Origin of the sequence: Vibrio sp. 10N.286.48.C11, from assembly GCF_041469805.1 — a bacterium.
Lineage (GTDB): Bacteria > Pseudomonadota > Gammaproteobacteria > Enterobacterales > Vibrionaceae > Vibrio > Vibrio crassostreae_C.
This window is the reverse complement of the sequence record NZ_JBFRLK010000078.1, coordinates 1-24,193: the sequence shown is the minus strand read 5'-3', so window position 1 is coordinate 24,193 and position 24,193 is coordinate 1. Positions and strand designations below refer to the sequence as shown.

The 24,193-nt window shown below is 43.0% G+C and carries 29 protein-coding genes; 20 read left to right on the top strand and 9 right to left on the bottom strand.

Annotated elements, in window-relative coordinates; translation table 11 throughout:
* Positions 1–368: 368 nt before the first annotated feature.
* The gene (locus AB4209_RS17780; protein WP_004734625.1) at positions 369–815 is read right to left on the bottom strand and encodes an META domain-containing protein; all 447 of its coding nucleotides are present in this window, start codon (positions 813–815) and stop codon (positions 369–371) included.
* Positions 816–1,003: 188 nt separating this feature from the next.
* Here AB4209_RS17780 and AB4209_RS17775 point away from each other — a divergent pair, with 188 nt between their 5' ends.
* Both AB4209_RS17775 and AB4209_RS17770 read left to right on the top strand, forming a co-directional pair.
* The gene (locus AB4209_RS17775; protein WP_017060324.1) at positions 1,004–1,267 is read left to right on the top strand and encodes a DUF1289 domain-containing protein; all 264 of its coding nucleotides are present in this window, start codon (positions 1,004–1,006) and stop codon (positions 1,265–1,267) included.
* Between the two features lie 109 nt (positions 1,268–1,376).
* On the top strand, positions 1,377–1,544 hold the full coding sequence (locus tag AB4209_RS17770; RefSeq protein ID WP_017060325.1) for a hypothetical protein: 168 nt from the start codon (positions 1,377–1,379) through the stop codon (positions 1,542–1,544).
* A 57-nt stretch (positions 1,545–1,601) separates the two neighbouring features.
* Here AB4209_RS17770 and AB4209_RS17765 read toward each other — a convergent pair whose 3' ends face one another.
* The 3 genes from AB4209_RS17765 to AB4209_RS17755 all read right to left on the bottom strand — a co-directional run bounded on the left by AB4209_RS17765 (position 1,602) and on the right by AB4209_RS17755 (position 3,725).
* Complete coding sequence (locus tag AB4209_RS17765; protein WP_017065764.1) at positions 1,602–1,904, bottom strand: thiamine-binding protein; 303 nt, start codon at positions 1,902–1,904, stop codon at positions 1,602–1,604.
* A gap of 127 nt (positions 1,905–2,031) precedes the next feature.
* The gene (locus AB4209_RS17760; protein WP_017057116.1) at positions 2,032–2,253 is read right to left on the bottom strand and encodes a hypothetical protein; all 222 of its coding nucleotides are present in this window, start codon (positions 2,251–2,253) and stop codon (positions 2,032–2,034) included.
* Positions 2,254–2,486: 233 nt separating this feature from the next.
* On the bottom strand, positions 2,487–3,725 hold the full coding sequence (locus tag AB4209_RS17755; protein ID WP_372056740.1) for a DEAD/DEAH box helicase: 1,239 nt from the start codon (positions 3,723–3,725) through the stop codon (positions 2,487–2,489).
* A gap of 209 nt (positions 3,726–3,934) precedes the next feature.
* Between AB4209_RS17755 and AB4209_RS17750 the strand changes: the two genes are divergently transcribed.
* Both AB4209_RS17750 and AB4209_RS17745 read left to right on the top strand, forming a co-directional pair.
* The gene (locus AB4209_RS17750; RefSeq protein WP_372056738.1) at positions 3,935–4,561 is read left to right on the top strand and encodes a LysE family translocator; all 627 of its coding nucleotides are present in this window, start codon (positions 3,935–3,937) and stop codon (positions 4,559–4,561) included.
* Positions 4,562–4,828: 267 nt separating this feature from the next.
* Positions 4,829–5,185: a hypothetical protein gene (locus tag AB4209_RS17745; protein WP_017060329.1), complete on the top strand. Its 357-nt coding sequence runs from the start codon at positions 4,829–4,831 to the stop codon at positions 5,183–5,185.
* 143 nt (positions 5,186–5,328) lie between these two features.
* Here the strand turns inward: AB4209_RS17745 and AB4209_RS17740 are convergent, their stop codons facing one another.
* Together AB4209_RS17740 and AB4209_RS17735 are read right to left on the bottom strand one after the other, a co-directional pair.
* Entirely contained in the window at positions 5,329–6,453 is a 1,125-nt protein-coding gene (locus AB4209_RS17740) for a M14-type cytosolic carboxypeptidase (protein ID WP_017065366.1), read from the bottom strand.
* 135 nt (positions 6,454–6,588) lie between these two features.
* Positions 6,589–6,864, bottom strand: coding sequence for a nitrogenase-stabilizing/protective protein NifW (locus AB4209_RS17735; RefSeq protein ID WP_017065367.1), 276 nt, complete (start codon positions 6,862–6,864; stop codon positions 6,589–6,591).
* A 176-nt stretch (positions 6,865–7,040) separates the two neighbouring features.
* Here AB4209_RS17735 and AB4209_RS17730 point away from each other — a divergent pair, with 176 nt between their 5' ends.
* Positions 7,041–7,253: a TIGR02450 family Trp-rich protein gene (locus AB4209_RS17730; protein WP_017065368.1), complete on the top strand. Its 213-nt coding sequence runs from the start codon at positions 7,041–7,043 to the stop codon at positions 7,251–7,253.
* A 49-nt stretch (positions 7,254–7,302) separates the two neighbouring features.
* On the opposite strand, the gene AB4209_RS17725 is transcribed toward AB4209_RS17730, so the two are convergent.
* Positions 7,303–8,040 (bottom strand): HAD-IIB family hydrolase, encoded by a 738-nt coding sequence (locus AB4209_RS17725; protein ID WP_372056736.1) that lies wholly within the window; start codon positions 8,038–8,040, stop codon positions 7,303–7,305.
* A gap of 639 nt (positions 8,041–8,679) precedes the next feature.
* On the opposite strand from AB4209_RS17725, the gene proV reads away from it, so the two are divergent.
* Genes proV through proX form a run of 3 tightly spaced genes read left to right on the top strand, consistent with a single transcriptional unit; the run spans position 8,680 to position 11,965 of the window.
* Entirely contained in the window at positions 8,680–9,867 is a 1,188-nt protein-coding gene (gene proV, locus AB4209_RS17720; RefSeq protein WP_017067805.1) for a glycine betaine/L-proline ABC transporter ATP-binding protein ProV, read from the top strand.
* Positions 9,868–9,870: 3 nt separating this feature from the next.
* The gene (proW, locus tag AB4209_RS17715; RefSeq protein ID WP_372056734.1) at positions 9,871–10,965 is read left to right on the top strand and encodes a glycine betaine/L-proline ABC transporter permease ProW; all 1,095 of its coding nucleotides are present in this window, start codon (positions 9,871–9,873) and stop codon (positions 10,963–10,965) included.
* On the top strand, positions 10,958–11,965 hold the full coding sequence (gene proX, locus AB4209_RS17710) for a glycine betaine/L-proline ABC transporter substrate-binding protein ProX (protein ID WP_372056732.1): 1,008 nt from the start codon (positions 10,958–10,960) through the stop codon (positions 11,963–11,965). The genes proW and proX overlap by 8 nt, the downstream gene beginning before the upstream one ends.
* Positions 11,966–12,170: 205 nt before the next feature.
* Here the strand turns inward: proX and AB4209_RS17705 are convergent, their stop codons facing one another.
* Entirely contained in the window at positions 12,171–12,545 is a 375-nt protein-coding gene (locus AB4209_RS17705) for a nuclear transport factor 2 family protein (protein ID WP_372056730.1), read from the bottom strand.
* Between the two features lie 141 nt (positions 12,546–12,686).
* Between AB4209_RS17705 and AB4209_RS17700 the strand changes: the two genes are divergently transcribed.
* The 5 genes from AB4209_RS17700 to AB4209_RS17680 all read left to right on the top strand — a co-directional run bounded on the left by AB4209_RS17700 (position 12,687) and on the right by AB4209_RS17680 (position 18,792).
* Positions 12,687–13,553 (top strand): LysR family transcriptional regulator, encoded by an 867-nt coding sequence (locus tag AB4209_RS17700; protein ID WP_372056728.1) that lies wholly within the window; start codon positions 12,687–12,689, stop codon positions 13,551–13,553.
* A 215-nt stretch (positions 13,554–13,768) separates the two neighbouring features.
* Positions 13,769–15,163, top strand: coding sequence for a polysaccharide lyase family 7 protein (locus AB4209_RS17695; protein WP_372056726.1), 1,395 nt, complete (start codon positions 13,769–13,771; stop codon positions 15,161–15,163).
* A gap of 267 nt (positions 15,164–15,430) precedes the next feature.
* Positions 15,431–16,639, top strand: a complete 1,209-nt coding sequence (locus AB4209_RS17690; protein WP_372056750.1) for a PqiA/YebS family transporter subunit — start codon at positions 15,431–15,433, stop codon at positions 16,637–16,639.
* 24 nt (positions 16,640–16,663) lie between these two features.
* Positions 16,664–18,289 carry an intermembrane transport protein PqiB gene (gene pqiB / locus AB4209_RS17685; protein ID WP_172380201.1) on the top strand — a complete coding sequence of 542 codons (1,626 nt, stop codon included), beginning with the start codon at positions 16,664–16,666 and terminating at the stop codon, positions 18,287–18,289.
* A complete protein-coding gene (locus tag AB4209_RS17680; protein WP_372056724.1) occupies positions 18,289–18,792 on the top strand; it encodes a membrane integrity-associated transporter subunit PqiC in 504 nt (167 codons plus the stop codon). The genes pqiB and AB4209_RS17680 overlap by 1 nt, the downstream gene beginning before the upstream one ends.
* A gap of 510 nt (positions 18,793–19,302) precedes the next feature.
* Here the strand turns inward: AB4209_RS17680 and AB4209_RS17675 are convergent.
* Entirely contained in the window at positions 19,303–19,494 is a 192-nt protein-coding gene (locus AB4209_RS17675) for a hypothetical protein (protein ID WP_231718282.1), read from the bottom strand.
* Positions 19,495–20,022: 528 nt separating this feature from the next.
* Here AB4209_RS17675 and AB4209_RS17670 point away from each other — a divergent pair.
* The 7 genes from AB4209_RS17670 to AB4209_RS17640 form a co-directional block, all read left to right on the top strand.
* Positions 20,023–20,448: a hypothetical protein gene (locus tag AB4209_RS17670; RefSeq protein WP_004734639.1), complete on the top strand. Its 426-nt coding sequence runs from the start codon at positions 20,023–20,025 to the stop codon at positions 20,446–20,448.
* Positions 20,449–20,731: 283 nt separating this feature from the next.
* The gene (locus AB4209_RS17665; RefSeq protein ID WP_372056748.1) at positions 20,732–21,478 is read left to right on the top strand and encodes a hypothetical protein; all 747 of its coding nucleotides are present in this window, start codon (positions 20,732–20,734) and stop codon (positions 21,476–21,478) included.
* Between the two features lie 123 nt (positions 21,479–21,601).
* The gene (locus AB4209_RS17660; RefSeq protein ID WP_372056722.1) at positions 21,602–21,853 is read left to right on the top strand and encodes a TIGR03643 family protein; all 252 of its coding nucleotides are present in this window, start codon (positions 21,602–21,604) and stop codon (positions 21,851–21,853) included.
* Between the two features lie 67 nt (positions 21,854–21,920).
* Positions 21,921–22,316: a DUF3465 domain-containing protein gene (locus AB4209_RS17655; RefSeq protein ID WP_372056720.1), complete on the top strand. Its 396-nt coding sequence runs from the start codon at positions 21,921–21,923 to the stop codon at positions 22,314–22,316.
* Between the two features lie 40 nt (positions 22,317–22,356).
* A complete protein-coding gene (locus AB4209_RS17650; protein ID WP_372056718.1) occupies positions 22,357–22,893 on the top strand; it encodes a GNAT family N-acetyltransferase in 537 nt (178 codons plus the stop codon).
* 14 nt (positions 22,894–22,907) lie between these two features.
* Complete coding sequence (locus AB4209_RS17645) at positions 22,908–23,669, top strand: nucleotidyltransferase domain-containing protein (RefSeq protein ID WP_372056716.1); 762 nt, start codon at positions 22,908–22,910, stop codon at positions 23,667–23,669.
* 143 nt (positions 23,670–23,812) lie between these two features.
* A partial coding sequence (locus tag AB4209_RS17640) for an RDD family protein (protein WP_372056714.1) occupies positions 23,813–24,193 on the top strand: 381 nt, incomplete at its 3' end.

Below are 24,193 nucleotides of genomic sequence, written 5' to 3'. Positions count from 1 at the left end.
TATTGACCCTTCGTGGTTAACGAAAGATCAACATGCCCTAATAGTTATTCTATCTGTTTCTGAAATAAATTCTAATTCAACAGTAAATTCAATCAATTACTTGAGAACAAGCAGGGAGTTCGCGGTCGAGTTTTGTTCGATACGTAATCATCTCGAAAACTCGACAGACTCTAGGCTTTTGCCATCCTAGCAACAGACCGCTGAACCGTTGAATTTATTGCATCTAAATGAGAGATTTTTGAGGTTTATTGGAGGTTGGTACGAAAAGTCGGCGATGAGCGTCAATTTTGAAGAAGTAGTGAGGGCAAGCTGACAATAAAAAAGGAGCCATCAGGCTCCTTTAATCAGTATTTGGTTTCGATGACGGATTAGTTTACCCAGTCACGAATTGTGTACGTTAGCGTGTGTACATCGTTTTTCAGTACTAGCGTATCGTTTGTTAGCGTTACGTCGCTCCACTCGCTTAGAGTAGCAGAAACCGATTGTTCGATTTCCATCGCAGAGCCGTGACACATTTTCATTGTCATGCCCATTTGCTTGATACGGAATTGACCGTCTTTCAGCTCGCCTTGACCGAAGAAGTTGTTACAACCAGCCATGCCGTTTGCAGTCATCTTTTCGCCGATCTCTAGACGAGGAGCTGCTTGGTCTTCGCTTTTCACAATGTCCTTGCCATCAATTTGCGCAAGTTCCCAATTATGGTGCTGTAGATCGGTTGGTGTTACTTGCATCGCGTTGTCACCTGTTGTTGTGCATGCTGCTAGCATCATAGGTAAAGCGGCTACTGCTAGTAATTTTTTTGAACTAAACTTCATATTATAAGGCTCCAAAGGAAAGAACGAAGTTACCGGATAAGTGTAACTTGATGGGTTCAAAGTATAGTTTACAAAACACAATATGTGTCAGTATAAGGTCATAGTTTAGTATGGATTTCACGAGCCAGGCGACAAATTAATCGCTTATTTTTGAGAGAGTAAGCGTAATTTTGAATGTGTAAGGAGGCATGGTGGAGCAGTTAGAGTTTTTCCAAGTTCCAAGCCCTTGCGTTGGGGTTTGTTCAAGCGATGACAAAGGCTATTGCAACGGTTGTATGCGCAAGAGAGAAGAGCGCTTTAATTGGATGTCGATGACACCGTCAGAACAATTGCACGTGATAAAGCTGTGTCGTCAGCGCTATAGAAGAAAAATAATGAATCAAAAAAACTTGATTGGTAAGCAGGTCGATGAAGAGGGAAATACCAGTCCCCAAAGAGATCTTTTTGGCTAAAGAGGAAGTATTTAGATTTTATTTAACTCCGAAGTAACTATTACTTTACATAATGGTTGGGGTGTAATATTAAAGTAGGTACCTTTGTACCAGAAGGAGTGGTGTCGGTATGAATAAAAAGAACGTAAAAATCAAAAAAGAGCCAGTCAAAGCACTTGACCGAAAACCGATCGGGGCAAAAGATGACCCTGAAGAGACTCCGCGTGATTGGCATTCGATGTCAGAAGAAGAACGAATGGAAATCCTTTCTCACCTCTCAGACATGCCTTTCCAATAACACCACTGGTTCTTCAGAGCCTTTCTTAAAGCTCAGTTTTCAGAAACAAAAATGTGATTAAACAAACATGTGATTCGCTTTCGTTACACCACGATGGTAAGTGCAAAATGTATCATCGGCCTCGGTGGTTTTACTGTGAATCTTAATGTTTGTGATCACTTCTACCGCCCCTGCATCGTAGCAAGCTTGTTCTGCTTTTTTAACGATATCGAGTAATTGGTTGAGTTCACCTTTCATCGTAGTTTCCATCGCACCGACTTGGAAAGGCACATCGGCAGCTTTCACAACTTCAATGGCTTTATCAACCACTTCGAAGTTGTTGCCTTCTTTAACGCGAGGTATCACTTGGAAGGCAACCATCACTTCTTTTTCTCTTTTTAACTCAGACACTTTCTGCTTACTCTAGGATAGGGAATTGTTGCAGATGATAGGTTAATTCGGAGACGAATTCTACAGCGATTATGCTGGTTGGATTACTCTCTTTGTCCTACTTGTTACCCCAGTGGTCACTTACCCAACCACCTATGTGCTCATCAAAATGACTGCCACTGAACCTCTGGTTGCGTTCAACCGAAGTATCACAATCATCTTTATTATCTATTAGGGTTTGTATGTAGTTTGCCATCGGGTCATTGGAACGTTGACGATCTCGGCGAGTTGCCACTTCCTTAATCAGTTGTAATCGATATGTAGAGCTAGCACGTTTCATTTCAATGACCTCCTGTTGTAGACACTAATAGAAAAATCTAGTTGCTAGATATAGGGGCGTCAACGTGATTTAAGAGTATTTTTTTTGAGCAACCAAGAATCAATACGTTGGCATCATAATTCACAAAAGTGTCATTTAAGTTGGCAACTTTAGGGAAGTTTTTGGGTGTGAATTTGTATTTTGTTGCATATAAAAAAGCCCAGTACAAACTGAGCTGACCATTCTATTTCTGGTTACTTAGAGCTATTTGGTTTGCTTTTAAATTGCTTAATGCTTTTCTTTTTAGCTGTTCTTCGATTGGCCATTTTATCTTTAGGTGGACGCTTGCGAGCGGTCGTTTCAGATGCAGGTTTGTCGGTAACCGGGAAACCCTCTAATGGTTGCAGCACTAACGGCTTATTGGTCAAGGTGCGAATCGCATTGAGGTAGTCAGTTTCGCTGTGGCTAACCAGAGAGACCGCGCAGCCAGTACTTCCTGCTCTTGCTGTACGACCAACGCGGTGTACGTAAGTTGCTGAGTGAGAAGGTAATTCGAAGTTAATTACAATAGGTAGTTGATCAATATGGATGCCTCGAGCCATCACATCAGTCGCGATAAGCACACGAGTCTCGCCATTTTTGAAACTTTCTAATGCTTGCTCTCGTTCTTCTTGGCTCTTATTTCCATGTAACGCACTCACACTGATTTTGGCTTTATTCAATCGTTTGGTTAATGCGTCGGCATTGTCTTTTGCGCCAATAAATACCAATACTTGCGGCCATGTGTGTTGATTGAGTAGTGCGATGAGCGCTTGAGCTTTACTGCCTTTGTTTACTAAATACAGGGTTTCTTCAATAGCCGCGACCACGCTGTTTTCTTGATGTGTCGTGACCTTAACTGGATTTGAAAGAAGCTCTTCAGCCTGACCTACTAATTCGGGCGGAAGTGTCGCAGAGAACAACAGTGACTGACGTTTGCTCGGTAGTGCTGAAGTAATCGCTTGAATATCTGGCCAAAATCCCATGTCGATCAGGCGGTCGGCTTCATCAAGAACCAATGATGAACACCGAGCTATATCCAGTTCATCACTTTTGATTAAAGCAAGTAGGCGGCCCGGTGTGGCGATGGCTAATTGTGGTTTAGTCGATAATTGTTGCTGTTGATCATCAGTATTTACGCCGCCCGTTAGCGTTACCAATTTGATATTGAGCGTTGTCGCGATCGGTTCTAAAGATTTGGTCACTTGAGATGCAAGTTCACGGGTTGGAACAATGATCAGTGCTTGCAGTTCATTCACATCTTGGTTGATGTTATTCAGTAAAGGTAAGCCGAACGCCAATGTTTTACCGCTGCCCGTTTGAGCCAATGCGAGTACGTCTTTCCCCGCAATAATGGTAGGAATTACCGCTTGCTGTATCTCTGTCGGCTTATTGAATTGAGATGAGAGCGCGGAGACGGTTTTTGCGTTAAGGGTTAGGCTATCAAATGACATAAATGAACCAAGTATCAAAAAGGAGGTGGAGTCTATCAGGGCTACAAATGTTAGAGAATCAGTTTTGTATGTTAGACGATAAACACATTCATTATACGCGCGAATTATGTCTGTTAGCTATACGCGATAATTAAGCGTTTATCATATTGTAATGGCACTGAATGGACGTACAATGTCCGCCCTAAAAATGTTCATGAAATGAGATCGAAATGAGTTGGGACAGTATCTGGCTGTTTATCGTTATCGTGTTTTTTATTGCCATTATCCCGGGCCCAAATGCGCTGTTGGTATTAAGCACAGCCTTAACTCAAAGGAAGCTGTTCGCATTTGTGAACGTGTTGGGCGTGTCATGTGGTTTCTTTTTTCATGCCTTTATCTCGGCTAACGGCATAAGCTTATTACTGTCGAACACTCCCATGGCCTTTGAAGGGCTAAAGTGGGCTGGGGTTTTGTATCTTGTCTGGCTTGGGTATAACCATTTTCGTGCGGCGCTGCGCGCTCAAGAGGGCGTGCTCTCTGTGGTCAGTACATCGGGAAGTAAGCTTTATAAGCAATTTTTCAAAGGGCTTCTCACTAATCTACTGAATCCTAAAATTGTCCTGTTTTATCTTTCTATATTCCCTCAATTTGTTTCAACAGATGCGATTGTGACAGACAGTTTGATACTTGGTGCAATTCAAGCGTCAGTGGTGTCGATGTGGTTCTTAGTTGTGATCTTAATGGCGGATACCTTTAAGCGCTTGTTAGTTCAAAAGCGCACCTCGCAAATGATGAACATTGTGTGTGGGATTCTATTCGTGGGCTTCAGCATTCAGTTGGCATTGTTTCAGCTTTAGGGTGCGATGCGAAGAATTGGGTTTTTAGCTATTGGTTCAGTTCATTTCCGGCTTAGTTCTCGTTTCCATCTTAGTTTTCATTTCCGATTCAGTTCTCATTTTTTACTGAATGCTAAGCAATCAGTGTTTCTCTGTATAAATCTCTAAAGCATTAGCTCGGGAAGTCGATATAATTATTAGCTATCAATTTGGTGAATGTGTTTATTTGAGACCAATTGAAGCTACAGCCTATTGCTTGACCGAAATAACAGAGACAGGGAGTCACCAATGCGTGAAGATTCATTCACCCAGAAACGCAAATATTACCGCTTAAAGTACCCTCAAAAGGCTCGTCCGGTGATGCGAATTAAGGATGAGCTTTTTCATGTCAGCGAAGTTTCTGAAAAGGGTGTACGCCTGATGATGCGTAACATCATTCCGGTTTATCGTGGCTTTTCAATGGCCGGCACCTTGAGGTTGCATGACAACAACAGTATCGATATTAGCGGTGCTGTATTGCGACAAGAAGGTGACGAAGTGATCGTTCAGTTATCACAAGGTCCGAGCTTCAAAGATATGGTGTCTGAACAACGCCACATTAGGCAAAGATACCCAGTGTTTTTTGCTAGCCTCAGAGTGGCATAGAAAGCTTTTAAAGTTAGATTCACTCATCCAAGCCGATATTAAAAAGCCCAGCACTTTCACAAGTGCTGGGCTTTGTTCTATCTATAGCCCAGATTCTTATAAACCAAAGGCGATACAGGTAAAGCTAATGAGCTTAGTTCGCCTTATAGCTCGTCTACTGTAGCCCAAACTGCGGCTAGCATATCGTGACCAAACGCGACACTTCGTTCTGGAGACCAGCCGTAAAGTTCGTCAGCGTGACTGATGTGATCTTTAAATGGCATCTCGACGGTGTAAGCCAAACACTTGAATTGCTCACCAATCCAGTTTGTGCCAACCGTCATATTCGCTTTGCCCGGTTCGTCTTTATCGTAACCAAACTCATCTTGGAACTCTGGCGTGATAGTCAGCAGTGCTTGCTTGAAGTGATTTTCTAGTTTAGCAATGCGCTCGTTGTATGAAGGCGTGCCTTCGCTACCTGCTACAAAGTTATATGGGATCGCTTCGTCGCCGTGAATGTCTAGACACAGATCAACGCCCGTTTCTAGCATACGCTCACGAACAAGGAATACTTCTGGGCTACGTTCCATAGAAGGCGATTGCCATTCACGGTTCAGGTTAACGCCAATCGCATTAGTACGAAGGTGACCGCGGATGCTGCCATCTGGGTTCATGTTAGGAACCACGCGGAAAACAACGCTGTCTAGCAGAGAACGACCTACTGTATCTGTTTCATCAAGTAGACGTTGTAGCAGGCCTTCGATCAGCCATTCAGCCATCGTCTCGCCAGGGTGTTGGCGACCAATAACCCAGATGTTTTTCTTCTCTTCACTTGGCTCGCCGATGGTTAGCAAAGTGATGTCGTTGTTGTCTAGCGTCTGACCTAGAGTTTCAAGCTTACAAGCAGGGTGCGTTTGAGCATTGTGCAGAAGATCTTGGTGACGATCGTATGAGTACGGCGCGAAGTACGCGAAGTACATTGAATCGTGTTCAGGGATGATATCGAAGCTTAATGTATCGCCATCGAACTGAGATGGGATACGGAACCACTCTTCACGGTCATACGATGCAACCACATCGTAATCTTTCCAGCCTTCAGGGTAGGCAGATGTTGCCAATTGACCGATTTCAAAGTGGTGAGCTTGTTGAGCTTCACTTTCTAAGCGGAAGTGAAACCACTGAGAGATTTCAGTTTGGTAGTCTGCTGGGATAGTCAGTTGAATGTTTTGTGGTGAATCTGCAGAAACGACGTGAATGTTGCCGCTTTCGAAATTGCTGAAAATTTTCATTGTAGTTTTTATCTCGTAGTTGAGTTGCCGTAAGACTAGCACACTTTTTTTCGAGCAAACCACTAACTAAATCGTAATGAGATGTTATTTCAACTATCTACTTTTTAGTTCTCTACTTTGAGCAGTACTTCCTATCTATCGACGCTGACAAGTTGTACACCCACGACAGGCTGAACGTGTGTGGCGATCTAACTTGCTGCGTTGAACTTTACAATAAGCGTTTTTCAGCGCTCTTCGTCCAGAGAACCAATCATCGGGTTTTGACAGGATCAGATAACCATTAAAGCGTTTCATAAGCTCGACTCTATTTTGGTCGATGAACTTGCTATCAAACCCAATTTCGAAGTAATCAAGCGCTTGTTCAATCGAGGTGAAACTCGCCATTTTTTGTTGGAATTCTGTTTGGTTCATGGGAAGTAGGTTTCTGTTCTGGTGACAACTATTGTATCGAGTTTACGATTTGTTTTATTGATTTTAGTTATGACTTACCTGGGTTTGAATCGTGGGCTTTTTAAACTTGAAGTGATCTTTTTAACTCTTTGAGGATTATAGATAAAGTATTAAAAAACTAAGACAGGACAGAACCAATGAATCGAATCAATCCAAAGAAACTACTTCGCAGTAAATGGACGGCCGTTAGCCCTTTGAAGAAAGAAAAGCACTTTATGGTCACAGAAGTTGAATTTGATGAAGGGGAAGTAGTGCGCTGCATGATAGAGGCAGTAATGACTAAACGAGAAGAAAACATCAATTGGCGAGAGCTTACTGATAATCAAAATTGGCTCCCAGGCTGGAAGTAGGGCTAGAAGCCTGTTTGATTCTAATCTGTTGATAATGGCGAACTGGCGTTTATCGGATACTCGACGCACGCCCTTGCCAGTATTTAAGGCCTTCTAAGACACCCTCAGCATGTGTTGCTCTACTCGTGTATACGTTGTCTCTATCCGATAGGTGAGCAACCTCTGGGTAATGGTTAGCAACCAGTATCGAGTTTACGCCTTCAATGGTGAGCATTGAGGTGTCGTTAGCTGAGTCACCTGCGACGCACACTTCTGCAACGCTCAAATCGTGTTGTTCGAGTAGGTGGTGAATCGCAGTCGCCTTGTTAACGCCTTTTGGTGTGATATCTAAGTACCAATCATGAGAGTAAGTCAGGTGAACATCTAATCCGTGCATCTCCAAGCTAGATTCAATCAGTTCGTGTTGAGGCTCTGAAAGCTTTCCTTCAAAGGTGATCTTGTAATCGCCTTGATGGTTTTCTATGCGATCACCCATAAAATCAAGGGGGGCGAGAGCCGTCTCTACCCTTGATTTGTTCCAAGAAGCTTCCAGTTGGTTATGCCAAACATGGTCTGGTTTTTGGGAATGAACATGATGAATTTTGGTGCCCACATCGCTAATAATACTGTGTGGCTTCGGGTAGTTATCCGATTCTAAACCCATTCGAATCGAAGGTAATGTTCTTCCTGTCGCGATGATAAAGCGAATATCAGGTTGTTCTGTGAGGTAATCAAATAGCTGGTTAACACCGTGAGATGAGCCTCCATCAAGCGTACCGTCAAAGTCACACACCAACATTTTTATCATTCGAATTCCTTGTCTTTTTCTCTATTTCGTCACGGGAAAATGCTTATTTCTTTTATAAAGAATGGCTCAGCAATGAGCACTCTACAAGTTGAAGTTCAGCTTAGATAATCACCAATTGACAGTTTGCAGCAAGTATCACAGTTGGTGTGACGTATTAAAATTCTTGGTTGAAAAGGTTGATTTCAACTCGCTGACTTTAGCCGGTTGACCTTTGGTTTTTAGGTAGAGATTGAGAGTTGATCTTATATTTTTTACCGAGCGAACTTTCGCCTCGGAAACATCATGAAAGCTTAATAATTAGTTCGTACTCGAATTATTTGTGCACGAACTAATTATGGCTTTTGTTGGTTCATTCAGCCTATTAATCACGCTAATGTAAAATTAATATTCAATAATCTACGACTACGTAATACATAATATTGGCCGTACGCTTATCTAATTCATCCCTTTTATTATCAGTAGCTTGCTTTGTTTTTGCTTATTTTTGGTCTTGTTGTTGCTGGTCTGGTTTCAGTCTGTTTCCTTGTTTTACCGAACGAAGAACCTTGATTTACACGTGTCAATTACTTAGAGTGCTAATTGTTTTCCGGGTTTAAATAACCAATTTAAGTTTAAATAACTGATAAAGGATTAGATTACATGGATCCCATACTGGAAGTTAAGGGACTGTACAAGGTGTTTGGTGAAGACACCGACCGTGCTTTTACAATGATTAATGAAGGCGCAAATAAAGATAAAGTTTTCGAAGAAACAGGGCTAACGATCGGCGTTAACGATGTTTCTCTTAGTATTCAAGAAGGCGAGATTTTCGTCATAATGGGACTGTCAGGATCTGGCAAATCAACCCTAGTACGCCTTCTTAACCGCTTGATCGAACCTACCAAAGGCAATGTGCTTCTTCGAGGCAAAGACATTGCCCACATCTCAGAAGATGAACTCCGCGAAGTTCGCCGCAACAACATCTCCATGGTTTTCCAAAATTTCGCTTTGATGCCGCATATGACGGTTATCGAGAATGCCGCGTTTGGTCTAGAGCTTGCGGGTGTTGAAGTTGAACAACGAAAGCAATCAGCACTTGAAGCACTTGAGCGTGTTGGCCTTGGCGCATATTCAGAATCTTACCCAGATGAGTTGTCTGGTGGTATGAAGCAGCGTGTTGGTTTGGCTCGTGCACTAGCATGTGACCCAGATATCTTGTTGATGGACGAAGCGTTCTCGGCGCTCGATCCTTTGATTCGTACTGAAATGCAAGATGAGCTTATTCGCCTTCAAAATGACGATAAACGAACCATTGTTTTTATCTCGCATGATTTGGATGAAGCGATGCGTATCGGTGACCGAATTGCGATTATGCAAAATGGCGAAGTGGTTCAAGTCGGTACTCCAGACGATATTCTTAGTAACCCAGCGAATGATTATGTCGAAGCTTTCTTCCGTGGTGTGAACGTAGCAAGCGTACTTACTGTGAAAGACATTGCGCGTAAGAAGCCAGCTGCGGTATTTAAAAAATCAGAACACGATGGCCCAGCGTCCGCTCTACAAATTTTGATGGATAACGACCGCGAGTACGGCATCGTAGTTGAGAAGAGCAGCCGTTACTCCGGCATTGTCTCTATCGACTCGCTTCGTAAAGCCCACAAAGAGAACAAATCACTCATCAGCGCACAGCTCGATGATGGACTAACGCTGAACCCTGATTTACCAATCAATGATGTGCTTGGCCTAGTTGGTGGTGTGCCTTACTCAGTGCCTGTTGTGGATGAGCAAGGTAATTACTTTGGCGTGGTGACTAAGTCACGACTGTTACAAACATTGGATAAGGGGTAGATCATGTCGTCTGAACAAACAAATAATGACCCATGGTCTCAATCGGCTCCTCCAGCTCAACCTGCAAGTGATCCTTGGGGTCAATCCGCTGATACCTCACCGTCAGCGGATTGGTTAAGCAGCGAAACAGTTGAAGCGACACCTTTTGATCCACTGAACCCTTTTGCAGAGGCTGTGCTGCCTGTTGACACTTGGGTTGAGTCTGGACTGAATTGGTTAGTTGAGCACGGACGCCCATTATTCCAGGCAATCCGTGTGCCTATCGATTTTATCCTAAGTTCATTTGAAACGGCGTTGGTGTCTACGCCAGCACCATTCATGTTGATCATCTTGTTTCTAGTGGCATGGCAGTTTTCAAACTTGAAGCTTGGCGTTGCAACGGCCGTATCTTTGACTTTCATTGGCTTGATTGGCGCTTGGTCTGAAGCAATGACCACATTGTCACTGGTCATGACATCCGTATTCTTCTGCCTATTGATTGGCTTACCCATGGGGATATGGCTCGCTCGAAGTAACACGGCGGCTAAATTCGTGCGCCCAATTTTGGATGCTATGCAAACCACACCAGCCTTCGTTTATTTAGTACCGATCGTCATGTTGTTTGGTATCGGTAACGTTCCGGGTGTCGTGGTGACCATCATATTCGCACTTCCTCCTGTTGTTCGTTTGACCATCTTGGGTATTCAGCAAGTTCCGGAAGAATTGATCGAAGCGGGTCACTCATTCGGTGCAAGCAAAAAGCAGATGCTTTACCGAATTCAACTGCCACTTGCATTACCAACTATCATGGCGGGCGTGAACCAAACACTGATGTTGTCGTTATCGATGGTGGTTATCGCATCAATGATTGCGGTAGGTGGTTTAGGTCAAATGGTACTGAGAGGTATTGGCCGTTTGGATATGGGACTGGCCGCTGTTGGTGGTTTAGGCATCGTTATCTTAGCCATCTTATTAGACAGAATCACCCAAGTACTGGGTGTCAATGCTGGTAATACAAAATTACGCTGGTATCGCATGGGACCTGTTTCCCTTGTACTGAATGTACTTAATCGCGGTAACAAATCAGAACTTCAATTAAGGAAAAACACCAATGAATAATTCATGGAAGAGTAAACTCGCAGTAAGCATCGTTTCTACATTAGCGGTATCGACTAACGTGTGGGCAGCAAGCCTACCGGGTGATGGCGTATCAGTTCAGCCTGTTCAATCGTCTGTAGCGGAAGAGACATTCCAAACATTGATCGTTAACCGTGCTCTAGAAGAACTGGGTTATGACGTGAAATCAATTCAAGAAGTGGACTACAACGTAGGCTACACCTCGATTGCAAAGGGTGACGCAACGTTCCTAACGGTAGGTTGGTTCCCGCTTCATGCTGATAAATACACAATGGCAGGTGGTGATGAGAAATTCTACCGTGAAGGCCAATATGTAAGCGGCGCTGCTCAAGGTTACCTAATTGATAAGAAAACGGCTGAAAAGTACAACATCACCAACATTGGTCAATTAACTGATCCAAAAATCGCGAAGCTGTTTGATGCGGACGGTGATGGCAAAGCAGACCTAACAGGCTGTAACCCAGGTTGGGGTTGTGAGATGGTGATTGAACACCAACTTTCAGCGTTCAAACTGGACGATACGGTAACTCACAACCAAGGTAACTACGCTGCAATCATTGCAGATACAATTTCTCGTTACCAAAAGGGTGAATCAATCCTTTACTACACGTGGACACCTTACTGGGTAAGTGGCGTATTGGTGCCTAACGAAGATGTAGTTTGGTTAGAAGTTCCTTTCTCAGCACTTCCTGGCGAGCGTTCGAACGTGGATACGACGCTATCTAACGGCAAAAACTACGGCTTCGAAATGAACTCAATGCGCATTATTGCGAATAAAGAGTTTGCTAAGAACAACCCATCAGCAGCGAAGCTTTTTGAAATCATCAAACTTAACATCAATGATGTAAGCGCTCAGAACATGATGATGAGTAAAGGTAAGAACAGCTCTGCGGATATCGAAGCGCACGTAAACGGTTGGATCAAAGCGAACCAAAGCACGTTCGATGGTTGGATTACAGAAGCGAAGAAAGCAGCACTGTAACGTTGACTTGTATTTGCTCTGTCTTACCAGACATTTTGATTTGAAATGATGAGCGTGTTGAGTGATTGTGTAGAGTCACTCAATCACCTTCAAATCAAGTGAAAGGGCGACAAAAGTGAACATTAAAAAGCCAGCAGTCCATTTTGGATTTGCTGGCTTTTTGTTTTCTGTTTCTATTTTGAGTTTTGAGCCTTTAATTACAGCTCTAGCGTTCGCCTTGAACTTCGAAGTCGTCGCTGACTAAGCGAGCACAGCCATCGGCTTCAAGTGCCCAGTGTTCACGATGTACAACGCCAAACGCTTTGTTCATTGTCCAGCTAGCGGTAAGAATGTAACCGCCTTCAGGGTGATCTTCCCATTTAACGTCTGTGTAATCAACGTCTTTGAAGCCTTGGTCGATGATGTTTTGCCAAAATGCTTGAATCGCTTCACGACCTTCAAAAGTACCAAATGGACGCGCTTCCATTATACAGCTTTCAGTATATTGATCGGCACAACCTTTTGCATCTTGGCTGTTGAATGCTTTCTGCCACGCGTTAATGCCTTGCTTACATGCTTCTAAAATTTGGTTGTCTAACATTGTCTTTCTCCATAACAGTCTTGTTTCGAGCACTGTCTTTTTGATTTGGTATCTCGATAAGTTGAATTGAGTTTAGTCTTGGATATTGATTTGAAAAACAGAGATAATAGAAAATACTGTTTGTAAAAAGAGAACAATAAGATGAGTAAGCTAAAGCAGATGTCGATTTTCGCTCATATCGTAGAGCAGGGTTCAGTCTCGGCTGCGGCTGAAAAGCTAGAGTTGTCTAAATCTGTCGTCAGTCAACATCTCAAAATTCTAGAACAAGAGTTAGGCGCATCTCTCCTTAAACGCACAACACGAAGACAAACTCTGACAAGCATGGGTGAGCGCTTTTATCTGAGTTGCAAAGACATCAACGTGATCGCTGAATCGGCTTGGGATATGGCTAGAGCTGAGCTAGAAGAGCCACAAGGTCGGATTCGTATCACGGCACCTAATGCGCTGATGGACTTGTTGGTTGCGCCTGTTATTGCGGATCTGATGAAGCAATATCCGAAGCTAAAGCCAGAACTGATAAGCGACGATCAACATCTAGACTTCATGGAGCACGATATTGATCTCGCGGTACGAGTGGGTAGTTCTCGTGACAGTAACCTCAAGCAGAAACGCTTGGGTGAATTTAAAGATGTGTTGTGTGGCGTTGAAAGCATGCGTGAACGCGAGCTTGATTCTATCCCTTATATCGCTAACTCGTGGCAGGGGAAGCAGATCTCTCATTACTTTACCTCTCACACTGAAACAGACTTCGTTTACCAACAACAAGCAAGCTGCACCACCAACTCTTTCCACAGCTGTCTTGCCCTGATCAAATCTGGTGTCGGTATCGGTGTGATTCCAGACTTCTACCTCTCTCAGTTATCCAATGAAGTGGTCGACATAATGCCAAGCTTCCAACTACCGACCAACACGGTTTATGCGCTAAACCCATTTGCTTCAAATACGCCTATCGCCATCAAGCTGTGTATCCAAGCGTTGGAAGAAAAGCTCAAGTGTAATTTGGTTTAAAGCTTTTCGTTATATTGCCGTCTTATTAGATGATGTGTTTGGTATAAGAATGGCTTATGTCACATAGTTATCTATTTGTAATATAATAATTCATGATCGTGATGTTTGTTCAACTTGTCGTACAAATATTGTCCTATAGTGGTTCTCGTTACTTCGGTAACACCCTACAAAATATGGAATAAATAATATACGTGAAACATATCATGGAGACTTGTATGACTTTTAAACCTTGCAAACTCACTTCTTGCAAACCTCGAACTCACCAACTTAAACCTTACAAACAATTGTCGTGTGCGGTTCTTTTAGCTATGGCTACTTATGGCGTATCGGCTGAAACACTGAACATTCAATTCGCGTCAGACTGGGGTGGAGCGCACAACTCTTACCCAGCATCGAATACGATTGATGGAAGCACTGATTGGTCATCACGTTGGGCTGCTCAGAATGCGCCCGTTAATTTAGTGCTCGACCTAGGCTCGGTACAAAATGTTCAAGACGTCGCGATAGCTTGGGGCAAAGGTGAACAGCAAACTTATAAGTTCGAGATCAGAGCGCTAGCTGATGAAAGTTCAAGCAGCTGGGACAAGGTTTACTATGGATATAGTAGTGGCAGCACATCTGGTTTTGAAACCTACGATGTGACGGATGTTCAGGCTCGTTGGATTCGTATCAAAGTCTTTGAAAACAGTGCTGAAAGTGTTTGGACGAATATTACTGAAGTCGAAATCAGTGGCAATGATAGCCCTGACTATGGACTCGATCCAAACCTACCGCCGTCAGGTAACTTCGACTTACTGGACTGGTATGTGAGCATTCCCGTTGATGAAGGTGACGGCTACGCGACTTCTATCAAAGAGAACACGCTAGATGCGGGTTATGAAGACCAGTTCTTCTATACCGGTAGTGATGGTGGCTTGGTGTTCTACACACCAGTCGAAGGCGTGACTACATCTAGCGGAACAAAATATGTTCGTACTGAATTAAGAGAGATGCTTCGTCGCGGTGATACCTCTTACTCCACTTCGGGTAAAGACAATAACTGGGCGTTTTCGTCTATTTCATCGAGTGACCAGTCCGACTTTGGTGGTATCGACGGGACGTTAAATGCGACGTTAGCCATCAATCATGTGACGACAACGACTTCGAACACTGAACAAGTGGGTCGAATCGTGATTGGCCAGATCCATGCTGAGAAAAACGAACCTATTCGCTTGTACTACCATAAACTACCAGGCAACGACAAAGGCGCAATCTACTTTGCTCATGAAACATCGAAATCGAATGGTGGTGATGAAACTTGGCATAACCTTTTAGGTAACATGGTGACGTCTGACGGTGACTTAAACAGCACTAGCAACCCAAGTGACGGTATTGCACTCGATGAAACCTTCTCGTATTCCATTGTTGTTGAAGGTGATAAGTTGATTACTACCATTAGTCAAAATGGCTCAGAGCTAGCAGCAAAAGAAGTGGATATGAGTAACAGCGGTTATGACGATGCGGATAACTACATGTACTTTAAAGCGGGTATCTACTTGCAAGACAACTCAAGTGACGACAGCGATTATGCGCAAGTGACTTTCTATCAGTTAAACAACAATCACAACTGATCACGTTATAAATAGTGCGTAGCTACGGCAGCGAGTTAACTCGTGGCGGTTTGCATTCGTGCAATGATTGAAAAGGGGATGGCCGATGGGTCATCCCCTTTTACTTTCTACCTCTCATTTCTAGTATATCGTGCGCGTTTAATTCGGTGCATATTGGCAAAAAATCCAACCCTTACTTATATTTACCTAGAGTGTCTAGTTGCTTATAAAGACTAAAAGGGGACGTCATTGCCAGAGCGCTTTACCAAGTCATGCCACTAATGCGGGCTGGTTAGTCAGTTTGAAGAACTGTCTGCGGGCAGTGAAGCTTCTTGCCCGAGATGTTCTCACACCTTATCGAGCCTAGGGCATCACAAAGAGCAGGGTGTGATGGCTTATGCGTCGGCTAGCCTTATTGCTTTAATCATGAGCCTGACATTTCCGTATATGTCGTTCAGCGTTCAAGGAATTAGCCAGCAAATCACCCTGTATCAAGCTGTTGATATGATGAACCGAATGGATAACAGCCTGATTGCTATATTACTTTTTCTGGCCGTGATTCTTTTGCCTGCCTATTTTTTGGTGCTTTCTCTCTGGTTTTATCTACTGGTAGACAGAAAGAAGCACATTCATTATGCGGCTAACCGACTCACCTTTTTGGCGTTGAAGTCATTAAGTTGGGCAAAGCCTTGGTTGATGGTCGATGTGTTTTTGATCGGCGTATTGGTCAGCTTAATCAAGATAGCAGCATTAGCCGATGTATCGATGGGGATATCATTTTGGGCATTTTGTATCTACGCCATGTTGGTGGTGAAGACGATTTCATTGGTTGATTTTGATTGGTTATGGGATCGCTTAGTTCCGACTAATAACTCACAAGAACAAACGGTTGGTAGTACCTTTCAGAACAAGCAGCACCTTGCTTGCCATATTTGCGGTCAAGTGCACAGTTACAGTGAGGCTACTCATCATTGCTCGCGCTGCCACACACATTTGCATCGATTTGAACCAATAAAAAACCTGCAAGTGGCGTGGGCGCTGTTGTTCACCTCTGTCGTTTTCTATATTCCAGCAAACCTATACCCAATGATGTATACGTCTGCGTTCGGGACGAGTGAAGGTTCCACCATCATGGAAGGGGTGATCTTGCTTTGGAATATGGGTTCATACCCCGTGGCACTTATTATTCTTATCGCGAGTGTTTTCATCCCAATGGCAAAGATGTTTGCCTTGGCTTATCTGTACTGGAATGCAAAAAGGGTACATGGGCTCACCAATCAAGGGGCGAGTCGTTATCTAAAGCTCTACCGTATCACCGAATTTATTGGCCGTTGGTCGATGATAGATATTTTCGTCGTTGCGATTCTTGTTGCCTTGGTTCAGCTCGATGGTGTTATGGCTATTTACCCTGGGCCAGCGGCACTATCATTTGCGTCGGTTGTTATCTTTACGATGTTGTCGGCGATGATTTTCGATTCTCGGATTATATGGAAGTAATCTCCCCAAAGAGGTGTGGGACATATGGAAAAGCAAACTACTTCAGATGCGAAAGTATCAAAAAAAAGCGAACTGTCTCCGGTCTGGATTGTGCCGATCATTGCGGTACTGGTTGGGTGTTGGATGCTGTTCCAGTACTTCAACAATCGTGGACCTGAAATCACCCTGATCTTGCCAGATGCTTCTGGGATAGAAGCAGGGAAAACGGCGATCAAATCTAAGAACGTGCACGTTGGGACCATCACAGATGTGGCGTTAAGTGAAGACTATGAATACATCATCGCCAAAGCACAAATAGATAAGAAAGCCTCTCGTATGATCAATACTGAGACTCAATTCTGGGTGGTTGAGCCACACATTGGTACTGATGGAATCAGCGGATTGGAAACCATTTTGTCTGGCTCATACATCGAATTGAAGCCAGGGAAATCCAGTGAATCGCAATTGAAGTTTGATGTGTTAGACACGCCACCCGTCGCCGGACCAGACACCAAAGGCATTCGTGTGGTGTTATCGCACCATAAAGCGAACCAACTGAACGTTGGCGAACCGGTATTGCATCATGGCTTTGTTGTTGGACGTGTCGAGAAAACAAGTTTCGATTACGAGAATAAAGTGGGTAAATACCAACTGTTTATCTTTGCTCCTTATGACGGGCTGATCTTCGAGAAAACTCAGTTTTGGTTGTCCTCTGGGATTGATGTGAAGTTTGGTGCGAATGGTCTCGACGTTAACTTCGCATCGATAGAAAGCATCATAACGGGCGGCGTGAGTTTTGATGTGGCAGAGAGCATTCAGCCGGGACAGCAGATCAAAGAGAACTTACAAGAATATACACTTTACGATAATTACGACGCAGTTTTACAAGGTAAATACACCACTTCTATTGATTACGTATTGTTGTTTGAAGAATCAGTCCGAGGTCTAAAGAAGGGTGCTCCCGTGGAGTATCGTGGTGTTCGAATTGGTACCGTAGATACAGTGCCGTTACAGATTCGCATGGATAAAGACGGTAAAGTCTCGAACCGCATTCCCATCTTAATCAAGCTGGAGATAGAACGAGTTTCAGAAGTCTTTAAGGCTGTGAATGCTGAAAGCTTTGCCAAACGAGTCGACCTCCAAATGGGAGAAGGTTTAAGGGCGACTTTGAAGACGGGTAACTTGCTTACCGGCGCATTATTTGTCGATATAAACTTCTATGAAGACGAAGAACCTTACGAGCCAAGAGAGTTTGATGGTTATCCTGTCTTCCCTGTTGTGGCTGGTGGCCTGACCGAGATTCAAAAGCAGATCACAGACTTCTTAACCAAGATCAACGAGTTACCGCTAGATGCGACTGTGGCTAACTTAAATGGCTCGCTTGCTTCATTAGATAGCACCTTAAAGAGTATGGATGAACTGCTGGATAGTGAGGGCGCAAAAGCGTTACCAAAGGATCTCAGTGAAACGATGAAGCAACTTGAGACGACATTAGAGAGCTACGACGATGATTCAGATGCCTACAAGCAATTGATCAGTGCATCTGAAGAGTTAGAACATGTGTTAAAAGAGCTTCGTCCGCTGATTAAAGTGTTGAACGATAAACCGAATGCATTGGTGTTTGGTAGCGAAGTAGAAGAAGACCCGATTCCAGTTAAGGGAGTGGAATAATGAGAAAGCTATTTATATCACTTATCGTGCTCTTCGGGCTTTTAGGGTGTTCAACGCCTACTGATGGCACTAACGCGTATCTCTTGCCAGAAAGTACGCTAGATAAGCCGATCTTTAAGGTTAAAACGAGAGTGGAGTTACCAGACTATCTCGACACAATAGGGATTGCGTATCGCAAGTCTGAAAATGAATTGGTGTCTGCACGTAAACACGTTTGGGCGGAGAACCTTGAAGGGTTGCTCGAAGAGCGGGTCAATACTTCTGATACATCAGGAGAGCCCGAAAGAGAGTTGACGATAACCTTTGAGCAGTTCAATGGATCTTATACCGGAAACGCAGAAGTGAAAGGAACTTGGGTATTGAGCGATCAAGGCTCAGAGCTTGCACGTGCCGACTTCGAATCAAAAGTACCCTTGAAAGAAGCGGGTTATGAAGCGCTTGTTGAAGCCTTAGGTGAGGGGTTAGATGAGGTGCTATCTGAGATACAGACGCAATTGCCATAGGTGTTTCGGTAACCAATGAACTCACAAGCTGACATAGGCTAGTACGTGATTAAGTCAATTGGTTGCCGATATAGCCCCAGTATTAAGTGCATATTTAAAATTAATACGCTAAATAACTAGTTCATCTTGCTGTCCAATTTAAACCTCAAACATAAATTAACCGAGTTAGGAGCATAGGTATCACTTCGATTTTTGTTCAAAGGGTACTAACAAATATAAGCCAAGCTCATGGAATTGCTAATTATTGGTAAAATTGTCATTAATGGTGTTTTGAGGGAGGTGAGAATAGAGAATAAGTGGAATAGAACTAATCATAAGAAGAAAGGAAGCTCAGAAACAAGGTGGAATTATTCGAACGATCGTAGTTAGCGCACTTTAAGAATGGCGGGAAAAGCAGGCAATATGCTCTATTTTACAATTGTACTTGTTCAATGAAGAGAGCTGTTGCTTCGCCACACCTTCAGTTGATTGCCATTACCTGCTTTACGCTAACGTTTGAGGCGATAAATCCTACTCGCTTAAAACCGAAATAGATTCGACGTTAGAAGAGGAATCAAATCGAACGTTGACCAACACACTTTCACGTTCGAAAGTCACATCATCAAAGTCAGTCGTTGCGATCTTAAATCCATTTCTTGCGAATAAACTCGTCACCGTTGTTCGTTGTCTCTGTTCCATAGCGCATGTCAGTAGTTCGTTCATCGTGATCTCCATTAGGTAATCGTGTGCATATTGTAAGCGTACAGGCTCTACACTATGAGATCAATTGCTTAATCGATAAGCTATGTTGATATGTTCAATTGAGTGATTCGGGTATTTAAAGGCCGAATGGATAGGTTGGTGAAGAAGTTATACTACCTATGATAAGTAGAGTGTTATGTGACCACTGTTCAGCATTCCTTGAACACGAAGTTTGTCGCAAAAATCGCATTGAAATAAGTGGTTACAAAGCAGGAGGAATTATGCTCACCGTTTGGTATGTTTGGTCGGTTATTGGAAATATTATCGGCCTATATATCACTTAACTAAAGTACATCGATTTACGATGAGTAGACTCCTCAATAAACCTTCTTTTCATCCGAATTTTGTATACCAGGTGGTGTTGTTATAATTGTTATTAATTGCATATGCTTGATTTTAATATTGGTTTGATTTATAAAATAAGCATTCGTTCATTAACTTCATGATTGTATTAGTTTTTACTAACCTTTAATGACATGGAGAAAGGCGATGAAAAAGAATCAAACACGCAACAGGTTAGCGAATTTAGTGCGACTTCGTAGATCATACAAAGCATCAGATTTTCTGGTGAGCTCTAACGAACTCCGAGTTAAGAAAGATGTGTATAGCTTACGTAAAATCAAACAGTTAGAAATTCGTCAATTGGGTCTTAAAGAAAACGCAATCAATATCGTTTCGTTGGCTTTAGTCCTCTCAGCGGCGACTTGGGCATTTGTTCCTCAGTTCGGTTTACCTATGCTTGCACTGACCTTTATTTTGGCGTTTGTTACATGGCGAAGATATGAGTTGCGTGCAGAGTTTAAAGGGGCCGATGAAACTGGCGACCATTGGGTTTCCGTGGCGCGCGGTTGTACTCGAGAAGAGTTCAAAGTGTTGAAAAACGTTGAATTGGCTTTACGCGATCAAGTGTCTTAATGGCTAGATCGGTTAATGCTTGGGTCTTATAACCGTTAAGCTCCCATAATCAATAAGGCTCGTCATTGTATGGCGAGCTTTTTGTTTTCTGAAAAAAATAGATAGAGCGGGTTACTTTTGTACGCCAACGACGATGTTGGTAATGGTGATCTTTATAAATCTTAAGTCACGGCATTTATAATGGTCTTAGGGCTTTGAATTTAAGGAGAGGGTGGCGGTGAATAGACAAGTAAATAAGAGTTTCTTCAAAAGGTTCATCCGGGTCGTTGGTTATGTTCTGATTATGGTGTTGAGCTTTAGCCGATTTTCCAATGCTCAAGCCATAGAGTTTCCTACTTGTGCGCAGAGTGATGTTTTGAACACAGAGATCCACCTTTATGTTGATGAATCTGTGTTAGCCGAGTATTCCAAAGAATTTATAACCTCTAAAATAGCGACATGGGAAAGCTATTCGAATCTGGTGTTGAAGAACTCCTGCATTCCTATGACGAGGAAAGTAACCAAGGTGACTTATAGCTCGGTAATCGATAGCCTCTGGTTTCAAGACTTGAGCGCAGCAGAAAGGTTGTTACAACTATCGATGGAAGAACCGATTCCTGAAACAACAGAAGAAGGTGTTCCCATTTTTAAAGGGATAGTATTTTCTAACTATAATTCTAGTTTTGAGTCTGATTATTGCGGTATCTCATCTCCAGTATCCTATTTTTTCTCTTTGGCTATAAATTGCCCAGACTCGACAATGGAACATGAAATTGGCCATTTGAGTGGTGCTAATCACGACTACAAAACGTTATTGAAAGACTCTGGTAGCATCGAAAGTTACATTTCTGGATCGTACCCAAGAGCTCCTCAATATTCCTTTGGCGCAATTTGTGCTGATAGAGGCACAGTGATGTCTTATGAGCGAGATGTTATACCTGCTTATTCCAGCCCGGACATCAAAGTGGATGGCATAAAATGCGGAGATAGCAAACACCACAATAATGCAAGAGTGCTTAGAGAGTTCGCACAAGCTTATTTAACCCTATGATTGCCTAGTTGGTAGCCTGTTGTTTTATTGAACTTTATAAGGCGTGGAGTTCAAAGTGGTCACCCTGTGATCTTTAAATCTAAGACGAGCGTATTTCTCCCAGTTTATAAAGGAAGAGTATGCATGGTGCTATCTAAAGAGAATGAATCAAGAATTATCGAAATGGCGTGGGAAGACCGAACGCCATTTGAGGCAATAGAGCACCAATTTGGTTTAAATGAATCACAAGTGATTCGTTTTATGCGTAGCCATCTCAAGCTTGGTAGTTTTAAGCTGTGGCGCTCTCGTGTTTCTGGGCGCTCGACTAAACATATAAAGTTGCGTAATACCGATGTATCGAGAGGTTATTGTCCAACTCAGTACAAGCATCGTTAGAAGAGGGGGTGCCCAGCCAGTATCCCAAATCAACACTCAGATATGGGAAACGAAAGAAATGAAGGGAATGAAACAATTTTGCGCTCTACTTTTGGTGCTGCTTAGCTTTGGCATCAGTCATGTTCAAGCGAATGATACGCGACTTAAGCAAGCTTACGAAAATCATCAAAGCGACGTTCAGGTGCGTGGTTCGGGTACGGTGAATCGAGTACTGCCAGATGATAATAAAGGTTCTCGACATCAGAAGTTCATTTTACGACTCGATAGCGGACAAACCTTGCTAGTCGCACATAATATTGACTTAGCTCCTCGTGTTCAGGACCTGGGAAAGGGCGACCGAGTTGAGTTTTATGGTGAATATGAATGGAACAAGAAAGGTGGCGTAATGCACTGGACGCACAAAGATCCTCACAATCATCATGCTCATGGTTGGTTAAAGCATAATGGGAAAGTATACGAGTAAGCGACACCTCGTTTTGTTTTAACGTGAAAAAGGAAATTTGATGTTCAAACTCGAAACCAGCAGATTGATTCTTCGAGATATGACGCCTCAAGATGAGTCTGCCTTTGTTGCTATGTCTCAAGATGTAAAGTATCAGCGTTTCTATGACGAAAGTGATTGCGAACCTAACAAATATCGAGAGCTAACTCAGTTGTTTGTTATGCAGGCTTTGGAAGTTCCGCGACAGTCCTACCAGCTTGCGGTTGAAAGCAAAGATTCAGGGAAGTTTATTGGAACCGTTTGTTTACGTTTTGAAGGCAACCTACAAGCTTCAATGGGCTGCGCTTTCTCAAGGGAGACTCAGGGAAAAGGGCTTTCTATAGAAGCGGCTGAAGCGCTCGCTAATTTCGGATTTTCAGAGCTGGGAGTGCAACGCATCTACGCCGAAACCATCAGTAAGAACTTGGCAGCCATCAAATTGTGTCAGTCACTGGGAATGAAAGAAGAAGCGCGCTTTGAGAACCATCGATTCTTCAAAGGTAAGTGGTGGGATACTGTGAGGTTGGCAGTTGTTCGATCTGATTGGATAAAGGCTTAGTGATGGAAAGTGGCATGCAGAAGCTAGATAAAGGGCTCGACAAAGACGGATTTATTAAAAATCTTTATTCGCCAAAGAATATTGCGCCTGAATTTCAAGAAGTGGTGACAGCAGTCGTTGATTCGTTGTTAAAAGAACTCCCAGATCAAATAGATGGCATCTACTTGTATGGTAGCGTGCCAAGAGGGTCTGCCATTATTGGTCGCTCTGATTTGGATGTCTCTATTGTATTCACTACGCCTATTGGTCAAAAAGAGAAGCGAGTATTTAAGCACCTTTCTGACACCATTCCCAAAGCATATCCGCAAGTGAGCAAGCTTGATATTGATCCTGGCTTCCTGCGCGATGTTCTGCAACCTAAGGAAAAGTATCATTGGCACTTTTGGATCAAGCATTGCTGCTGTTGTGTTTGGGGGAATGATTTATCTAATGAGTTCCCACTATACAAACCAAGCATTGAGATCGCCCATGCGCTTAATGGTGATTTGTCTACTTTTCTTGAGCAAATGAGCCCGTCTTTTCAAACAATGGCTGGTGGGGATGTCGCTAAGGTGATTGGCAAGAAGTTAGTGCGTGCTGCGTATTATTTTGTGGCTGAGCAAGACGGAAGTTGGTACACCAACCTGAGCCAGTGTGCCGAAGTAGCCAAGCGTTATTACCCTAATCAAAGCGACGATATTGAATTAGCGTATCAATATGCTCTTGGAAACTTGATATCTAAAACAGAAGCTTTTGAATTGTATAAAAGGCTGAGCAAAGAGCTGATTCGAGAGTAGGTGAATCGGTAGTCAATTTGGGGGAATAGTGGTATATGCATACCACTTCGCATTTGTTTTATAAATTATGGTCAGTTTAATGTTTTAAAAACTGATGTGTTGTAGGGTCTGTGCTTTATTGCCAATAGAGACCAAGGAACAAAATGTACGTCGATAAGTATTCAAATTTTTGGAGACGCCTCTTTGCTATCTTGATTGATTCAATCGTATTTTTGCCATTGGAATGGATAGATGATTATGTGTTTTCTGGCGTGATAAATTCCGGTGGTATGTTTGCTTGGGGAGTTGCGTATTCATTGATTGGGATCACTTACTATGTGGGGATGCATGCCAAATACGGGCAAACGATCGGTAAGATGGTCACTCGGGTGAAAGTAGTCGATGTATCTGAAAGTCGAAACTTAACTCTCAGACAGTCTTGCATGAGGGATATTATCCCAATCATGTTTATTCCTTTTCAAGTTTATACTTATGCACAACTGTCGTTCTATGGTCAAACGTGGGTGCGTATTTCGGTGATTGCG

Coding starts and splice junctions, on each gene's coding strand:
- AB4209_RS17780 (WP_004734625.1), bottom strand. CDS start 815: ATGAAGTTTAGTTCAAAAAAATTACTAGCAGTAGCCGCTTTACCTATG.
- AB4209_RS17775 (WP_017060324.1), top strand. CDS start 1,004: ATGGTGGAGCAGTTAGAGTTTTTCCAAGTTCCAAGCCCTTGCGTTGGG.
- AB4209_RS17770 (WP_017060325.1), top strand. CDS start 1,377: ATGAATAAAAAGAACGTAAAAATCAAAAAAGAGCCAGTCAAAGCACTT.
- AB4209_RS17765 (WP_017065764.1), bottom strand. CDS start 1,904: ATGGTTGCCTTCCAAGTGATACCTCGCGTTAAAGAAGGCAACAACTTC.
- AB4209_RS17760 (WP_017057116.1), bottom strand. CDS start 2,253: ATGAAACGTGCTAGCTCTACATATCGATTACAACTGATTAAGGAAGTG.
- AB4209_RS17755 (WP_372056740.1), bottom strand. CDS start 3,725: ATGTCATTTGATAGCCTAACCCTTAACGCAAAAACCGTCTCCGCGCTC.
- AB4209_RS17750 (WP_372056738.1), top strand. CDS start 3,935: ATGAGTTGGGACAGTATCTGGCTGTTTATCGTTATCGTGTTTTTTATT.
- AB4209_RS17745 (WP_017060329.1), top strand. CDS start 4,829: ATGCGTGAAGATTCATTCACCCAGAAACGCAAATATTACCGCTTAAAG.
- AB4209_RS17740 (WP_017065366.1), bottom strand. CDS start 6,453: ATGAAAATTTTCAGCAATTTCGAAAGCGGCAACATTCACGTCGTTTCT.
- AB4209_RS17735 (WP_017065367.1), bottom strand. CDS start 6,864: ATGAACCAAACAGAATTCCAACAAAAAATGGCGAGTTTCACCTCGATT.
- AB4209_RS17730 (WP_017065368.1), top strand. CDS start 7,041: ATGAATCGAATCAATCCAAAGAAACTACTTCGCAGTAAATGGACGGCC.
- AB4209_RS17725 (WP_372056736.1), bottom strand. CDS start 8,040: ATGATAAAAATGTTGGTGTGTGACTTTGACGGTACGCTTGATGGAGGC.
- proV (WP_017067805.1), top strand. CDS start 8,680: ATGGATCCCATACTGGAAGTTAAGGGACTGTACAAGGTGTTTGGTGAA.
- proW (WP_372056734.1), top strand. CDS start 9,871: ATGTCGTCTGAACAAACAAATAATGACCCATGGTCTCAATCGGCTCCT.
- proX (WP_372056732.1), top strand. CDS start 10,958: ATGAATAATTCATGGAAGAGTAAACTCGCAGTAAGCATCGTTTCTACA.
- AB4209_RS17705 (WP_372056730.1), bottom strand. CDS start 12,545: ATGTTAGACAACCAAATTTTAGAAGCATGTAAGCAAGGCATTAACGCG.
- AB4209_RS17700 (WP_372056728.1), top strand. CDS start 12,687: ATGAGTAAGCTAAAGCAGATGTCGATTTTCGCTCATATCGTAGAGCAG.
- AB4209_RS17695 (WP_372056726.1), top strand. CDS start 13,769: ATGACTTTTAAACCTTGCAAACTCACTTCTTGCAAACCTCGAACTCAC.
- pqiB (WP_172380201.1), top strand. CDS start 16,664: ATGGAAAAGCAAACTACTTCAGATGCGAAAGTATCAAAAAAAAGCGAA.
- AB4209_RS17680 (WP_372056724.1), top strand. CDS start 18,289: ATGAGAAAGCTATTTATATCACTTATCGTGCTCTTCGGGCTTTTAGGG.
- AB4209_RS17675 (WP_231718282.1), bottom strand. CDS start 19,494: ATGAACGAACTACTGACATGCGCTATGGAACAGAGACAACGAACAACG.
- AB4209_RS17670 (WP_004734639.1), top strand. CDS start 20,023: ATGAAAAAGAATCAAACACGCAACAGGTTAGCGAATTTAGTGCGACTT.
- AB4209_RS17665 (WP_372056748.1), top strand. CDS start 20,732: ATGGTGTTGAGCTTTAGCCGATTTTCCAATGCTCAAGCCATAGAGTTT.
- AB4209_RS17660 (WP_372056722.1), top strand. CDS start 21,602: ATGGTGCTATCTAAAGAGAATGAATCAAGAATTATCGAAATGGCGTGG.
- AB4209_RS17655 (WP_372056720.1), top strand. CDS start 21,921: ATGAAACAATTTTGCGCTCTACTTTTGGTGCTGCTTAGCTTTGGCATC.
- AB4209_RS17650 (WP_372056718.1), top strand. CDS start 22,357: ATGTTCAAACTCGAAACCAGCAGATTGATTCTTCGAGATATGACGCCT.
- AB4209_RS17645 (WP_372056716.1), top strand. CDS start 22,908: ATGCAGAAGCTAGATAAAGGGCTCGACAAAGACGGATTTATTAAAAAT.